This window comes from Lelliottia nimipressuralis (assembly GCF_041464075.1).
GTDB lineage: Bacteria > Pseudomonadota > Gammaproteobacteria > Enterobacterales > Enterobacteriaceae > Enterobacter > Enterobacter nimipressuralis.
In genome coordinates, this window is sequence record NZ_CP167172.1 from 3187405 (window position 1) to 3202557 (window position 15153).

The 15153-nt window shown below is 50.5% G+C and carries 10 protein-coding genes, 4 pseudogenes and 1 other annotated feature; of the genes and pseudogenes, 6 read left to right on the plus strand and 8 right to left on the minus strand.

Annotated features, from left to right (window positions below; all coding sequences use genetic code 11):
* Positions 1-285: 285 nt before the first annotated feature.
* The 3 genes and pseudogenes from ACB496_RS15235 to ACB496_RS15245 form a co-directional block, all read left to right on the plus strand.
* Positions 286-468, plus strand: a complete 183-nt coding sequence (locus ACB496_RS15235) for a hypothetical protein (protein WP_371972967.1) — start codon at positions 286-288, stop codon at positions 466-468.
* Between the two features lie 225 nt (positions 469-693).
* Positions 694-1779: a hypothetical protein gene (locus ACB496_RS15240; RefSeq protein WP_371972968.1), complete on the plus strand. Its 1086-nt coding sequence runs from the start codon at positions 694-696 to the stop codon at positions 1777-1779.
* Between the two features lie 567 nt (positions 1780-2346).
* Positions 2347-2991, plus strand: a pseudogene (locus ACB496_RS15245) (IS3 family transposase); the annotation flags it as partial.
* 3 nt (positions 2992-2994) lie between these two features.
* Here ACB496_RS15245 and ACB496_RS15250 read toward each other — a convergent pair.
* The 8 genes from ACB496_RS15250 to ACB496_RS15285 all read right to left on the minus strand — a co-directional run bounded on the left by ACB496_RS15250 (position 2995) and on the right by ACB496_RS15285 (position 12578).
* The gene (locus tag ACB496_RS15250; RefSeq protein ID WP_371972969.1) at positions 2995-3441 is read right to left on the minus strand and encodes a hypothetical protein; all 447 of its coding nucleotides are present in this window, start codon (positions 3439-3441) and stop codon (positions 2995-2997) included.
* A gap of 400 nt (positions 3442-3841) precedes the next feature.
* Positions 3842-3976 carry a hypothetical protein gene (locus ACB496_RS15255; protein ID WP_371972970.1) on the minus strand — a complete coding sequence of 45 codons (135 nt, stop codon included), beginning with the start codon at positions 3974-3976 and terminating at the stop codon, positions 3842-3844.
* Positions 3977-4266: 290 nt separating this feature from the next.
* A complete protein-coding gene (locus ACB496_RS15260) occupies positions 4267-5688 on the minus strand; it encodes a DUF1254 domain-containing protein (protein WP_371972971.1) in 1422 nt (473 codons plus the stop codon).
* A gap of 338 nt (positions 5689-6026) precedes the next feature.
* Positions 6027-6824: a hypothetical protein gene (locus tag ACB496_RS15265; RefSeq protein WP_371972972.1), complete on the minus strand. Its 798-nt coding sequence runs from the start codon at positions 6822-6824 to the stop codon at positions 6027-6029.
* The gene (locus ACB496_RS15270) at positions 6817-7902 is read right to left on the minus strand and encodes a hypothetical protein (protein ID WP_371972973.1); all 1086 of its coding nucleotides are present in this window, start codon (positions 7900-7902) and stop codon (positions 6817-6819) included. Before ACB496_RS15270 ends, ACB496_RS15265 begins: the two co-directional genes overlap by 8 nt.
* Before the next feature lie 43 nt (positions 7903-7945).
* Positions 7946-10684 (minus strand): fimbria/pilus outer membrane usher protein, encoded by a 2739-nt coding sequence (locus ACB496_RS15275; protein WP_371972974.1) that lies wholly within the window; start codon positions 10682-10684, stop codon positions 7946-7948.
* 55 nt (positions 10685-10739) lie between these two features.
* Positions 10740-11489 carry a molecular chaperone gene (locus tag ACB496_RS15280; RefSeq protein WP_371972975.1) on the minus strand — a complete coding sequence of 250 codons (750 nt, stop codon included), beginning with the start codon at positions 11487-11489 and terminating at the stop codon, positions 10740-10742.
* Between the two features lie 273 nt (positions 11490-11762).
* Complete coding sequence (locus tag ACB496_RS15285; protein WP_371972976.1) at positions 11763-12578, minus strand: hypothetical protein; 816 nt, start codon at positions 12576-12578, stop codon at positions 11763-11765.
* A 468-nt stretch (positions 12579-13046) separates the two neighbouring features.
* Here ACB496_RS15285 and ACB496_RS15290 point away from each other — a divergent pair.
* The 3 pseudogenes from ACB496_RS15290 to ACB496_RS15300 form a co-directional block, all read left to right on the plus strand.
* Positions 13047-13804 (plus strand): annotated as a pseudogene (locus tag ACB496_RS15290) (IS3 family transposase); the annotation flags it as partial.
* Positions 13349-13463: a sequence feature (AL1L pseudoknot), on the plus strand. Its footprint overlaps the pseudogene before it by 115 nt.
* 737 nt (positions 13805-14541) lie before the next feature.
* Positions 14542-14772, plus strand: a pseudogene (locus ACB496_RS15295) (IS110 family transposase); the annotation flags it as partial.
* Positions 14773-14788: 16 nt separating this feature from the next.
* Positions 14789-15099: pseudogene (locus ACB496_RS15300) on the plus strand (integrase core domain-containing protein); the annotation flags it as partial.
* Between the last annotated feature and the right edge of the window lie 54 nt (positions 15100-15153).

Below are 15153 nucleotides of genomic sequence, written 5' to 3' on the forward strand. Positions count from 1 at the left end.
AATATGTCGTGTTTATTATTTGACAATTGCTAAAATCGTTACGACTCTCAGTTTAGGTTGACTGTTAATGACGTGGTACTGTTTAACCTAAATGGCAGGTTAATAATTTTAGTCGGTTTAGTGAAATTTATATTCACCCCACATCATTATATTAATTCTGGATTAATGGTGTGCATCAATGGGCCAGTGTCAGACATAGTTACACTTGGTGGTTTTATTTATTAAAAAGAGTAAAGAATGATTGATTGTGTAAATATTAGATACTTCAGAGAAAAAGGTGGTCCGATGAACGGCAACTATCTTTCTTGCGATATCAACATGATGTTGCGTCTTCAACCTTTAGTTTCAACGAAAGAAGCATACCCGTGGGTGAGTGATTTTTTTGGTAGAACAAATCCTCAGTCTGGAAAAGCAGTTGAGACTCATAGTAAGCGAGTAAAGCAAATCAATCATGATATAGTCTCTTAATACAATAATTTAGTTACCCTCTAAAAAAGATCTAATGCTATTTATTTCCGTTTAATTGTCTGTCCTTCACATGCTCGAGGACACTTAATACCTGGGGCGAACATCTAATAAGAGGTGATTCCCCCTGCACGCCTTGACTTTATTTTAAATGTATTCTCTGTAATGCCAATATATTACAGAAAATCGTAGCATATATATACCATTGTTTAATAAGAGGATGTTGATATGAGTTTTGAATGGGATTCCAATGCAAGTCAAACGTATACTGAGAATTATGGAAGTCGTATTATCCGTAGGGATAACTTCGACAAACAGCTGGGATGTTGTTTCACCATGGATGCTCCCGAATGTGAACTTATCCTAAAAGTGAATACCACGTCTAAAACTGCCTTTACATGGCCAGTAGCCACTGAATATTCAATAGAAAAGCAGACAAGAATAAATGTTCAGCGCGGTAAGTTGGTGATATCCCCTGAGCGATGGGTTGAAGAAGGAATAGATGGGAGGACGGGGGAGCATGAGAATCCAGTATATATAACAGTAAGTGAGGGCGCAGAGTTAAATATTGAAAATATAGACATAAATGCTTCATCAAATAGTGGGCGTTGTATCTGGGATGTTGCAGGTACACTAATAATGGATGGTGGGGACTGTCGAAGTCCTGCAAAGCTTAATATCCGAGGAAATGGTTTCTGGAGAAGAAAGCAGGAATACATGAACCTCCAGGGAGATTATGTTATTGACAGCTCACCAGTGAATGGGGCTGACTACTCCTGCTTACTCAGCGCAGGTAATTTTTATATGGGTGGCATTGAGTATGTTGAAGATTATGCATCATTTCTTATTAAAGGTGATTCTAGGGTAAAGATTTCAATTGAAAAACAGCCTGGTAGTGAGTATATCGGTGGTATCAACATCAAGGGATGGTTAACATTACAGGACACCTCAAAGTTAACAATTTCAAATACTCAACGCAATGGAGAGTTTAACATTACAGGTGGGTTTAATTTGAAAGGAACTGCAGCGGAAGTATATTTTGGTGAGGCAGGAAAATCGTGCCCAATTATCCTTGAATCCGGGGATTTAAAGACAGGACGTTATAATGGTGTGTTTAACTTTATTACACACAAGTCAGAGAGCAATAAGAGTGCTTTTATTTTTGTTAATGCTCAAAGTGATTTCATTAATCTTTTATATCAAGGAGAATATGTCACTATCAATGGTGACACGGCAGTACCCGACAAGCAGTACATTGCACGATTTTATAACTTAAGCCCTGGCATCCAGTCAGTTGTTGTAGTGTTAAAATAATTGATGTTAACCACGAAGCGAATAGAAAAGAATACTAAACATGAGAGAACACACCCAAATTATTAAACATACTATAGAATTTCATCCTTCTCCATGAATACATACTGAGAGGTAAAATAGATATGTACTAAGATTCTTTTCAATAAGAACCTACAAATCTTCCGACCAAAATATTCCTCTCCGGTTACGGAGAGGAAACATCTAATCTGTATCATATTCTGGCAGTCTGCTGCACGCAAGTGATGTGATGGACGCCCTTTCCTGAAGCAGCCAGTGCCATACTGTAACTGTCTGCGTTTGCTACGGGAGTAAATCACATGAGCACGATCCACGATCAGAGTTGTTGGTATTGATATCGCCAAATCAGTTTTTCAGGTCTGCGCCTGGATTGTTGATGGTTCCGTCGCATGGAACAAGAATATATCTCGTTCTAAATGCTGGATACTATACGACAGTTTGAACCTGGAACTCTTGTTGCTATGGAGGCCTGCGGCACTTCGCATTGCTAGGGGGCGAACCTTCGCATCTATGGGCTATTGCGTCAGACTCATCCCGCACTTTTGTCCGTACCGTGCCGGGAGTCTGATGAAATATCTGAATCTGAGCAGCTGTCAGTCCGGAAAACATCAGTACAAAAATGCTCGTCAGGAGAATACCTGACTACCGCATCTGCTCGAGTTTCAGTTCGCTGTACCGGAGCCAAATCGGGTGTGGTGCGGAAATATTACGTATATCCAAGCAGGAAACCACTGGTGCTATCTGGTGGTTGTGTTATGGATATTTTTGCCCGCAGAATTATCGGCTGTTGTCTGTCAGCTAATGCCGATATCGCACTGATAAGCGATGCCTTTCGGATGGCCTATGAGACACGAGGTCAACCATATGATCTCATTTTCATAGCGACCAAGGAAGTCAATATACAGGCTTGAAATATCAAGAACTTCTTTGGCGTTAGAGAATAAAACAAAGCGTCATCCGACGGGGGAACTACTTGGATAACAGTCCCATGGAACGCTTCTTCCGCAGTCTGAAAACAGAATGGGTGCCGGTGGAAGGTTATGCAGGTAAGAACGAGGCCCGACAGCAAATTAATGGTTACATCTTGAACCACTATATCAGCGTCAGACCCATCATTATAACGGCGGGCTGACGCTGGAAGACTCAGAGTACAGATACCGTTTTTACTGTAACAACGGGGCCAATATTACTTGACCACTATACATTGCTAATGAGCCACACGTTATCGCCGCCACCAAATACCACTTGCGTTACATCATTTTTTTGCCACTTCAGGTTGAATCTTGTCAAATCACCCTCATATTCCGCAGCATTGATTGAAAATATGTTATCCAGATCGTCATTCAACTGGCGTGTCAATTTCAACCTAACCTGGCTTTTGTCTTTTACTACGATTGCAGGAAAGGTTACAGGACCAGTTGGGTTATCATAATCTGGTTGTAAGCTCAGTACCTTTCCGTCTTTATCCGTATAACTGATGACTGCGGTTGTGATATGAAGCACCGTATCCACCTTAGAAACTGAACAATCCCAGACAAAAGGACTGGTTGCAAAAACAAGTTTTCCGGTCACCGAATCAATGCTTAAATACATCATTGTTGGGTACATAATTGACTGTAGTGTAACTTTTGTTGTTGTATCCATATTAAGTTCCTTATAGTTTAGAATGCCAGTTTTTTTGTTGTGCTGTACCATTAGATATCTTTCAACTCTCAGCAGAAAGGCAGAAAAGGTGTAATGCCAAAGAGTTCTCAAAAAGTATCCGAACGTTTTATTAAAATATCAAGAAACATTAAATCAATGATTAAAATCATGGTATCTAAGGTGTATAAGCCTGATACGCGAGAAAATAGTAATGTTGCCGGGAACTCGCAATGATAGCTGGGGATGATCGTGTATAGCCCCTTGCTTACAGTGATTTCGAGTCAACAAGGTCAGTGCTGCAATACTGAGACAGCATTGATGCCTCAGGCTTCCGGGTTTCTGTGTCAAGTGTTTGAGCGAGGGGGTGTTGTTATCAACGAGTGCTGTAACCCGAGCACCATTAGGCGTGCAGACGGTTTACTGTTTCAGGGACGAGAGCACGGATGACGGGATACTCGCTCAGGGAGTAAGGAGACGCCGCCGGGGCATCACTCAGGGCTGGCGAAGCGGTAAGCCGGGAACGGCAGTAACTCATGCTGGCGGTCCTCTGGCCAGGAGGGCAGACGCTTCAGTACGTCCGTCAGTGTCATGATTTACAATTGTTGACCGGCATCTCCCTTGATACGAAGACGAAGATGTCTAACAGAATAGTTTTTTGTGAAATATATTTAGACCAAAAAAAATTATCCACAAAAAAACATAAAGTCAGCGCATTGAATTATCGCGTTTTTACTTACCAATGGAATCACAGCATTTATGCAGTCCAGCATTGGTACCTATAACACCGTTACCAAATATCACTGGCGTATAGTCCTTGTACTCACCTTAGACATATTTCAAGGCAGGGGGAATGGACCATGTACCGTTGATAATCGATGGTTTTTTCTCGCTTGGCCAGTACAACCTTAGCATCAGAATAAACTCTCCTGAAGGTGCGGGAAGCCAGTTAGACTCCTTATCCTTACCAGGTGAGTCCTTTTGTATATAGAGTTCGGTTGTTCCATCAGAGTTTATATGTAAATTCTGGCGTGGACTGAGCGAATATCGATTAACAGGGTTATCGACAAAAAAGTAGTCTTTGTCGTACATTGTCAAAGACCAGAAACCTTCCACAGGAGGTAAGTGACCTTCAGGGAAGCGTAATATGTACTTGTTGGATCCATGATATTTTTGCCCCTGAGCATCCATCTTAGACACCGGATAGATAGCATCTTCAGGGAGGTTAGCACCGAGGCCAATGGCGGTAACAAGAGCTCGCATTCGATAATCGGTACCGTAAACGCCAGTTTTCGTCGTGAACAACCAGCCGTTTTCGCCCTTTAAGAATTTAACTTGCTGCACCATTCTGTCAAATGCGAGATCCGGAACACGCTGTGCAAATTCAGTCTTAAGTCTGCTTCTATCAAATCCACGTCCCGGAAGGATACCAATACGCTCAAATCTCTTAATGTGCGCCATATCAGCTTCTGAGGGAGGGTTCATCTTCATCAGTTCGCAAAATAACGTAAAGTAAGACACCGTATCCATTCTATTAACCTGGTCGCGCACTGCGGTTTTCATGTCAATGGATGGATCAACTTTGCCAGGGAGGGGAGTGTAAGGTTTACCATATGCACTGAGGGGGACAAGCTGAAACGCGTCCTGCAATTTGTGGACAGCTGCATAATCCTCTGGCGTACCCGTGCAATAGATACGGCCAAGCAACCACACAATGCTGGTAGCTGATTTAAATTCCGTTATACCCTCCGGCAGGTTTCCTTTCCAGCCAGGGCCCGTTATTGCATACGTCTGCGGTCCGGTACCTGTCGTACGTTTCCCCGGAGCCTCGAATACAGTGGTCCAGCCATCAAGCAAAGGCATCAAAAAATAGCGATCCTTCATATCAGGAATGCTGAGCACCCACGGCTCTGTACCGACATCGAAAAAGGCATTTGTATAAAGTGTGTCAGCATTAGGTGCCGTAACATCTCTGAATGTTGCGTCGGGATAGCCACGCATCTTGATCAGTTGCCCCATCGGCGCCCTGGTTCCCTCAAGTTCAGTCACGTTCGAGAAGACACGTCGGGTTAGCTCCATCGTCACCAGTGGATAGGCGAAAAGATAAGCCTCCGTCGCCAGGTCCAGATCATCCAGCCCCTCAGCCAGGTCACTAAAAACGCCCTGCTCTGCAAACGCCGAACGGGAAATTGTCGTGCTGGCAAGAAACCCCAGCCCACCTAACAATACTGACCGACGAGTTACTTTCAATTTTCCACTCCTCTTTGCTGACCAAACTATCGCATTTTTTAAATTCTTCGGTGTCATGTACATCCCGTCTAATTCCAATATGCTGTCGTCTAAATATCGAACCGTAAACGACAAGTGGATATGACATGCAACCTAAATTGTTGCCGTAATGGATACAATCAGTTATCGGCATCTTTTTATACTTCTCAACGAAATTTAGAATTGCCAATGCCATTTATGTTTCTAAATAATACAATTGATAGTTTATTTCATTTAGAGCCTTATTGTATGATGATTTTCTTCTCGATTTTCGTACTCAGCTTCCTACGAAAACAATATGCCGGAACTATATTCAGCTTTTATCGCCAGGAAAGCTGCAGGGTGAAATTCGATTCCAGTTCCCCCGGATTACTTTCTTTCTTTTGCGTGAGTGCACGATGTACGCGCACATTAAACGGGATGACCAGCACATCATTTTCTTTTAGGGGTGTCTTAAGGTCATACCAGTAATTCATTTCGGCCAGACTGAAATACTGCGCCGGGTTAGCCGCCCTGTTCTCTTCCTGCTGCTTATCAGCCTCAGGCTGTGGCGAGTCCTCGGCCAGCGTCAGGGGCCAGGCGGCAGGGTTTTCCTCATCCGCACCCGGACTGATGGTGTAGTACAGCGCGTCGTTGCGCTGCCTCTGCGCCCTGTCACGCAGTGTGCCCCTCACCGGGTTATCCGGCCAGTACTCCGCCTTAAACATCACCCCGACGCCATCGACCTCACACTGACTCAGATTGAGACGCAGGGTCTGGATGGTCGGATTGTGCCTGCTGCTCTGCACGCCCTGAGCATCCTGCTGCTGACGCGTAAACATCAGCCGGTTGTTCTCCAGTTTTACCGTGCACGACGGGGCCGTCACGGTGCCGCTGAGCGTGATGTCCTGTGCCGCCAGATACGTCTCCGTGTTCGCCAGGGCCACATTGTCTTTCAGATAACCGGTCAGCACGGCGCACAGCAGCACCCCCGGTAACACACCGGTGGCCATCCCCTTCAGAAGGTTAACCGACTGTTGTCCCTCTTCATCGAGATGCACTCCGGCCAGACGCGCCCGGAGGGTGAGGTACATCCGCTTCAGCTTCATAATGTTCTCCCCGCGTGATGGCTCAGTCATAGGACACCTGATACAGCCCTTTGGCCGTGACCTGCCCGGCGGTAATAGGCCGGTCATTCAGGGGGCGGGCCCAGAACGCCTGCAGTGAAACTATAATCCCCTGCGTCAGCTCACTGCCGGTATCGGCCGGCTGTGGGTTTTCCAGCACCAGGGGCTGATTCCGGTCCCAGTGGACCACGCCCTGCTGTGTGCGTCCGAACCCGCTGGCGTCGTACTTCATCAGAAATCCGGTCCCGGTATCCTGACCGTTTTCATCCCGCGCCGTCAGGATGGTCGCAGCTCCGGACGCAGAGTCCGTCACGCTGCCCGACGGGATAACCCGGATACGTAGGTGACGAGTGTTCTCCGAACAGTTGGCCACCACCGTCAGTGGCAGTGACGCCACCGAATCCGTGTACCCGCCCGGCACCACGTTGCGCCGCAGCCAGACCTGGCTGATTTCCGGCAGGGTAAAACTCAGACTCCCCGCCGAGGTGGTGCAGGTCGGTACCCGCAAATCCGCAGACACCCGGATGGTGTCCTGCAGGACAGACTTCACCTGACCGTCCGGACCCGTGAAGGTCGTCGTGCGGGTGAACTCTGCCGGTGGCAGGTCTGCCAGTCCGGCGCCGGTATCCCTCCCGGTTCTGACCAGCCCCACGGTAATCTCACCCTGCTCTTTCAGCTGCATCCCGCTGCCCGACGTTGAGCGCCGGGCCTGCGGGGCCACCTGCACGCTGATGCCAATACCTTTCAGTCCGCTCTTAAACAGATACCAGCCCTGCTCTGCCCGGGTGTTATCCCTGTCGAGCGTCATCTGAGACAGCGTCCACTCCCGCGTCCAGCTGTCCTGGTCCGTACAGGCCTGACACACCACGTCCGGCAGGGTCAGTATCTGTGACACAAACGCCACCTGCGGATTGACCGGCGTATCCGGCGACAGTGCCCGGATGCCGAAGGTCACCGGGACCGGCGAACTCTTCTGCGGTGCCGGTGTGTCAGCCCCGGCGATGACCGGGAGCAGTATCAGTACTGTCCCGACCGTCAGCGGTGCGAGCTGTTGTATCGCACTACGTACTATCCCGACCCGTTCGTTCATCCGTACACCTCTTCCCGTCAGTCACCTGACCTGTGAGCCCACGTCAGCTGCAGACCGCGGATACCGTGACCAGCCTGTCTTCCCCGGCCTTCTCCGGCACGCTGTACTGCGCCCGGCACTGATTATCCTTTCCGTCGCCCCAGCTGGCCTGAACGGTGCCTTTATCCGGCATCCCCGAGAGGTAGGCCTGACTCGCGTCACCCACAATCCCGGTGACCGGCAGGGCAGTGTCATCATCCTGTTCAAGCACCACCATCGAGCCGAACGGCACCTCATCCTTCTCACGTGTCAGCGTCAGCAGAAGGCGATAGCCTTTGTTGCTCCTGAAGGGCACAGAGACCAGCGCACCGCGCGTCGGCACCACATTCTTACTGGAGGCGTCCAGCTCCACGTTCCCCGGCAGGTTCACCATATCCACATTGATACGGTTCTGGTCATACGGCGTTAACCCGCTGACCAGGGCATATCCCCGCCAGTCCGTGACGGCACTGTTCACACTCAGTCCGCCGACACCCGGTACCGCCACCAGAGCATTACCTCCGCTCAGGGCCAGCTGTTTACCGAGCGTCACGCCGTGGGGATGGACAGCCATCCCGCCGCTGACACCATAAGAGATGCTGTTGCTGCCCCCACCATAGCTGTAGCCACCGTTCACAGACCCGTAATTCCCGCTGTAGCCCAGACTGGTGTTCCCGGTTTTGCTCCCACTTATCCCATGCGAAGCCGACCAGGAGAGTGCACCGTTCAGGGCCGAGCCGCTGAGCCCCGCCTGCTGACTCACCTCACCGTTATTTCGGGTGTAGGAGTACGTCCCGTTCACACTGCTGGCGCTCAGCCATTTACCCAGTGGCAGTGAAATGTTCACCCCCACCGTCCTGTCCGTTCTGTTGTCATCACCCGAAGAATGGGAGCCACCGTTGTTATCGTCATTGCTGTAACGACTGTCGCTGCCGTTCCAGGTGCTATACCCCAGTGAGATACCGATACCGATGTCCCTCACCGTGGTGTTGTAACTGAGTGACGCATTGTTCTGCACCGCATCACTGCCCCAGATCGTGGAACGGCTGCCGCTCAGTGACACATTTCCCCATACCCCCAGGGACTGCGACAGTGACACGCTGTAGCTGTCACGCGAGCCGTTGCTTTGCATCCTCTCCTCACCGTCCTTCAGGGGCTTCATACTCAGAAGCTCTGAATAACTGTGGAAATCCCGCGTCTGACTGTGGGACCAGGCGACGCCGACGGACGTGTTCCCGAAGTTGCGGGACCAGTTCACATCGTGTGATACCCCGGTCGGGGCCCCTTTTTCACCGGGCACCACCGACAGGTCGGCCCGGGAGGTGTTCAGGGTGTAGCTCACCGCCCCCCACGCGCCGGCATACAGGCTCGTTCCCGCCGCCACCGCCTGATAGTTCTTCGACAGTAAAATCCCGCCGTTCAGGGTGGTGTTTGCCCCGGCCCCCCAGGACACGCCCGTCTGGACAAATTTGTCATCGGCATAGCCGGTACTGCTCACGGCCCGTCCACCCGAGGCACTCCAGGTCAGTCCGCCCTGACGCAACAGGGCACCACTCTGGGCCTGAGCCATCGTGAAGTGGCGGGTCCGGCCGTCCGCTTCACGCACCTCCACGTCCACGTCTCCGTTACCACTGCGGTTAAAGTCCGTCAGGGAAAACGGTCCCTGGGGCACGTTCTGCTGATAAATCACTTTCCCGTACTGACGCACGATCACCGTCGCCGGTGAATTCGCCACACCCGTTATCGCCGGGCTGTATTTCGTAAATTTCGGATCCAGCATGGCGTCATCGGAATCCATCTTTATCCCGGAGAACTGCACCGAGTCCACGCCGCCGCCCGAGGAGGTGGTGTTCCCCACCGTCAGCTGCCCGCCGCCCAGCTGCGCAAAATCACGCTGGGCATACACCTGTGAGGCATTCCACTCCGTACTCTGCCCCTGACTCCGGTGTCCCGTCAGGTCATTCCGGATACGCCAGCCCAGCAGGTTCATCTGGCCGTTCAGGCCAAGAAAATCACTGCCCGACTTTTTACCCTGACTGTTCTGCTGGCTGCCGCTGTAGTTGTAGTTTGTCAGAATGGCCGACATGCCCTCATCCCAGAGCTGCGGGGATGTTCTCAGTCGCGATGCCGGCCCCAGCGATGCCTGAGGCACCGTCAGCGACAGCACATGTTTGTTAAAATCGAACTCTTCTTTTGCATAAGGAACCATCGCCAGTAAACCGCCTGTCGGGCAGGCGTCATTTTCTAGTTGAGGGGATCCCACGTTGTCGGTCACTTTTTCGATAAGGAGCCCCGACTCGGGGGATAATGACGTCGATGAGGATGCCAAGGTATCCAGTTTTGAACTCGCCTTAATACCCCACCATGCTGCCAGTTGCTGCTCATTGACACAGGCATATAGCTTTCCGGGGTTTTCCGGCAATGATCGAAACGTCACCATCCTCCCTTCGTCCACGACCTTGTCGTTGACTGTCACTTTCACGACATAACGGCCCGGTTGCTTCCCTCCTTTATGAGTGAAATAAGACAGATCGACATGCTTGTCTTCATGTCCATCCATGGACAAAAAGGCGCTATCAAAGCTCAACGCCGGATCTATGTCCCGTTTATCCCCCCCCTCAAGAACCGACACAGCCGGCACTCCTGGCTTGCCAGTAGCAGATGCATCTTCTGCGATGAAAAAGACGGACACAGCCAGGATCCTTATCGCCCGGATATACATCGCAGGGCGGAGCCATAACGTTGAGCACATCATCCTCATCATTCTTCCCACGCTCACAGCTCACCCCGGGAACACCCATCCCCTTCTCTGATGACACTCAGAATATTTTTTTCACGGGCAAAGTCGTCATCCCACGGTCGTCAATGGTGCTGAAGCTGAAAGTGCCATGATTAACACTTATCGGGAACGAAAGTTCGCCAAATGGCGAGATCATGGTGTCTTTATCTGACTGAACCGCTCTTCCGTCCAGGGAGAGCTGCGACATTGTCACAAACCACGGTGTCGGATTTTTAACCACAATACTTTTTCCGGTAGAGGTTACCGTCAGTTTTTCAGGAGCGGCTTTTATAGCGGCTGCATCATTAATGGCTGCTGGACGGTAAAACAATTTGATACGGGTATTCACCGCAAATTGCAGGCCACTTTGAACTGCTTTTTGATAGCTCTTTTCACCTTTTTTTGGGGGAATGGCCAGGCTGTTCAGGTAATACACTGATTCCCGGTCAGCGGGCAAACTTTCGGAGAGTTTATTGATACGCAGTTGTACGGCACTTTTTGGATCCAGACGATATAGCGGTGGTGTGACTGCAAACGGCACATTCTTTTTATCAGACACCACCTCATCAGATTTATCTCCGTATGGTGAGATCCAGAATCGCATTAGCCATACGTCATCAGAAGAAGAATTACTGACCATCATGGAAGAGGCATCCTTACCGCCATCAAAAATCAGACGAGTCCCTTCCAGTGATATTCCTCCCTGGCCACCATTAGCCAGTGCATTATGCAAGCTGCTCATGCCGACCAGCGACAGCAATACCAGATGCAACGCAGTTTGTATTCTCATTCTGACTAACTCTCATTAAGGGGCAGAACTTTGGCATACAGGAACACCTACACAATCCTGCATTCTGCAATCAGATAAAAAACGGAAACGTCCACGGGTGGCGTTTCCGTCAAAGGGGGTATTCACGCAACTGCTTTAATTGTATTTATGACACGGACCGAGTGTGTAAACGCTTTTACCCCAGTCAATCGCATCAGCAACTATCCGTAGATCACCGTAATATGCTAACCATCATCACCTCTGGTACTGCACAGGAATGAAGTGATGTCCGGCTTATGCCTGGTCGATATACACCATCCAGGACATGGTCACCTGGTCTGCGGCAGAAGCAAGGTCCGGGTTACGGGTGCCATCCGTGCTTTCGGGATCTGTGGCAATCAGGGCTCCAAAGCCAATCTTTGCGGATTTATAGGCTTCATCTGACTTATCCGATGAAAAGCCCCCTTCATTCTGCCCGTCATCAATCAACAGGGCACCACCGCTCTCAGCATATTGATCCGTCATAAAGACAAATTCCCCGCTACCAACGCCCTCGTTATTGACCTTTTCACCCGCATGGTTGGCAACCTCGCCGCCAAACGTCACGTTCTCATCGCCCAGAGTCGGACCATCCCATGAAATTTTGCCTGCCCCCGGCACACTTGCTGCCTCATCGGTGTAAAAGATGGCGTTCGCCAGATAAGGCATCACACGCCAGAAGCCGCCTTTCGAACCAAAATTTTTTCTGTAGGAGGGAAAATCATCCATGGTGGGATCCCCCATATCTGTGGACACAGTTCTGAGCTTCATGCTAGTGCTGAGATGGCAACTGTCACCGCCGGTTGCCGTAACCGTCACATAGACGGGAGCATTCACGCTCCTCACATCGACGGCAGACGCCCCATCTTTGCGCGTCCACGTCATTTCCATCGGGTGGTCTGCTTTTCCGACGGTGATGGCGCATCCGTCATCCGCCAGAACAGTGACCGACGCTGAAATTTCGGCACTGCTCGGACTGTCTGCCGCCAGAGCTGAACCTGCAACCAGAAGGCAGAGGCTTCCGGCCCGTAATGCGGTGACAACTGAACGGGATGTTTTATACCTTTCCATAAGCACACTCCTGTATTTACAACACACATAATGAACGCTCCTGAAGAGCCAGACAGGACTCTGACCGGATACCCTGCAGAGACGCTGCTCACCCCGCTGTTACTGGCGTCATTCTGAGGGGGCAGCTATACTGCCTTCCGCACCTTCAGACGCCTCCGGGATTTTTGCTGATGCGAAGATTTCCGGCTGACTGATGATGAGGCTCCCATTCATGACCCGGGCCATCACCCTCTTCATCGAAACGACTCTTTATTCTGTCAATATGTTTTTCACATCAGGCCTGGGGAAAACCACTACGGGCGCTGCAAAAACACCCCGGTGGCCAGACAGGCGAACAGCCCTTCGGCCTTCACCGGCGGAGAAAAATAGTAGCCCTGCTGCTCGCGCCCCCCTTGGGCCAGCAGCCATTCTGAACCGTACCGGGTTTCTTGGAGACTAAACTCTCAATAACAGGAGATCTCAAATGAAATCACAATCCGCCAAACGCTATCCCCTGAACTGCGTGAGCGCGCGGTCAGAATGTTGTTGGAACACCGTGATGAGTATGACTCTGAGCCGGATGCCATTCGCGACATCTCGTCAAAAATCGGGTGCCATTACGACACCCTACGAGCCTAGTTGCGTCAGTATAAAAATGATGTCCGTGGTGGTGTCAGACCCGTCAGCACTGGTGATGGCGGACTGAGCACCCATGAGCGCCAGCGTTTAAAAGAACTGGAGCGTTAAAATCGGGAGCTACGCCGCAGCAATGATATATTGCGCCAGACCTCAGCTTATTTTGCTCAGGCGGAACTCGACCGCCACTGGAAAAATAATGCCACTTATGCAGCATCTGAGTGGTACACACGGGCCGGGCCGGTATATCGCGAGCTGGATATTGCCCTGTCGACATATTACTGGCACCAGCAACGCCGCCTGCATCCTGAGAAATGTAGCCAACGATAAAGGTGCGATGCTCAAATCAGCCACGAAATAAAATGCGTTTACGAAGAAAATCACAGTGTCTATGGAGCACGAAAAGTCCGGCGTCAGTTTCAGGGGGAGGGCTTCAGCGTGGCCAGATGCACCATCGCGAGGCTGATGAAAAATATGGGCCTGAGCGACGTGCCCCGGGGTGAAAAGTGCGTACGACAGTCAGCCTGAAAGAGGCTGCAGCAGGTGACCGGGTAAACCGTAAGTTCGTGGCAGAGCGACACAACCAGCTTTGGCGTGCAGATATTACGTACGGTGTGCCCGGAGTTCAGGGCGAGCATGGAGGCTCAAATGAACCACGAGTCTGTCTGGAATATTGAAACGGCAACTCATGACGAGAAGCCCAACAATCCCACCGGGTGTGACGGTGGAGAACCTGAGCGGCAGTGACCTGAGGCATGTCCGCAGCGTGATTTAACCCGCTGACAACGGGGATTGAGGCGAGATCACTAAGCCGAGATGATCCTCAAGGTTAAGTGCTGAAAGGCTGAAGAACATGAACCCGTTAATCCGCCTCTGTGGGTCGAAAACGTCACCACGGCCTACGTCATCTGACAGGCCGTGCAGAAGGAACTGGCAGCGGTATGTACTGCCGGTCGAAGGTGTTTTGACATGTATGCGGAACACCGGGGCAGCAGCGTCTATCACGCTCGCGTTGCTGACTTCTGCCAACTTGCGGCAAGCAAGGATAAAGAGTGCGACGGGCAGCCTCCTCAGTATGTCTGAGTCCAGGCAGGTGAACCGGGGAAGGTCAGTGACGGATGTTAAGGGGGCATGGCCCCGATGACGTGCTGGCTGGCGGAGCTTCCGTAGTAGTCCGTGATGGGGAAAGCCCATTACATGGCGAAGGGAAGCAGTTTAAATGTGTTTGCGACGTGAATTAACTGACCTAACGAGGTGAAGACCTTTGATAATCAGCGAAATGGAACGCAAGCTTGTTAAATGGCAGCCACCGATCCGTCCCGACGAATTGAACGGCTGCGGCGCCTGATATCGACATAATCGGGGTGGAGATCGTGCTGCAAATAGTGCACTTCACATCATCGCTATCGGACGTTTACGAACTGATGCAAAAACAGAGGAATATGTTGCCAGACGATTAGCCGAGGGGCATACAAAAATGGAAGCAATCCGATGCCTGAAGCGCTATATCTCACGTGAAGTCTATTCGCTACTGCGTAATCAAAACAGGCAGGTCAACAGTATCCCGATAACGGCTTGACTCTTAGAAGGGCGTCCAGGGACGCCAGTATACCTGCCTTAAATATCAACAAGTTCTTTGGCGTTACAGGATAAATCAAAGCGTCAATCGGCGGAGGAACTGCTGGGATAACAGTCCAATGGAACGCTCTTCTTCCGCAGTCTGAAAACAGAATGGGTGTCGACGAATGGTTACGCAGGCAAGGAGGAAGCCCGGCGACAAATCGGCGGATATATCCTGAATTACTACAATAGCGTCAGACCTCATCATTACAACGGAGGGCTAACGCAGGAAGAATCTGAGAACAGATACCGTTCTTACTGTAAGACTGTGGCCAGTATTACTTGACCACTACACCATGACCCGTGACGTTACTTTCCTTCAAATAGAATAAGCCTCCAA

Bases quoted from the DNA above. Each gene is read 5' to 3' on its own strand.
- ACB496_RS15280 (WP_371972975.1), bottom strand. From the start codon at position 11,489: ATGAGAATACAAACTGCGTTGCATCTGGTATTGCTGTCGCTGGTCGGC.
- ACB496_RS15235 (WP_371972967.1), top strand. From the start codon at position 286: ATGAACGGCAACTATCTTTCTTGCGATATCAACATGATGTTGCGTCTT.
- ACB496_RS15275 (WP_371972974.1), bottom strand. From the start codon at position 10,684: ATGATGAGGATGATGTGCTCAACGTTATGGCTCCGCCCTGCGATGTAT.
- ACB496_RS15270 (WP_371972973.1), bottom strand. From the start codon at position 7,902: ATGAACGAACGGGTCGGGATAGTACGTAGTGCGATACAACAGCTCGCA.
- ACB496_RS15255 (WP_371972970.1), bottom strand. From the start codon at position 3,976: ATGAGTTACTGCCGTTCCCGGCTTACCGCTTCGCCAGCCCTGAGTGAT.
- ACB496_RS15265 (WP_371972972.1), bottom strand. From the start codon at position 6,824: ATGACTGAGCCATCACGCGGGGAGAACATTATGAAGCTGAAGCGGATG.
- ACB496_RS15285 (WP_371972976.1), bottom strand. From the start codon at position 12,578: ATGGAAAGGTATAAAACATCCCGTTCAGTTGTCACCGCATTACGGGCC.
- ACB496_RS15240 (WP_371972968.1), top strand. From the start codon at position 694: ATGAGTTTTGAATGGGATTCCAATGCAAGTCAAACGTATACTGAGAAT.
- ACB496_RS15250 (WP_371972969.1), bottom strand. From the start codon at position 3,441: ATGGATACAACAACAAAAGTTACACTACAGTCAATTATGTACCCAACA.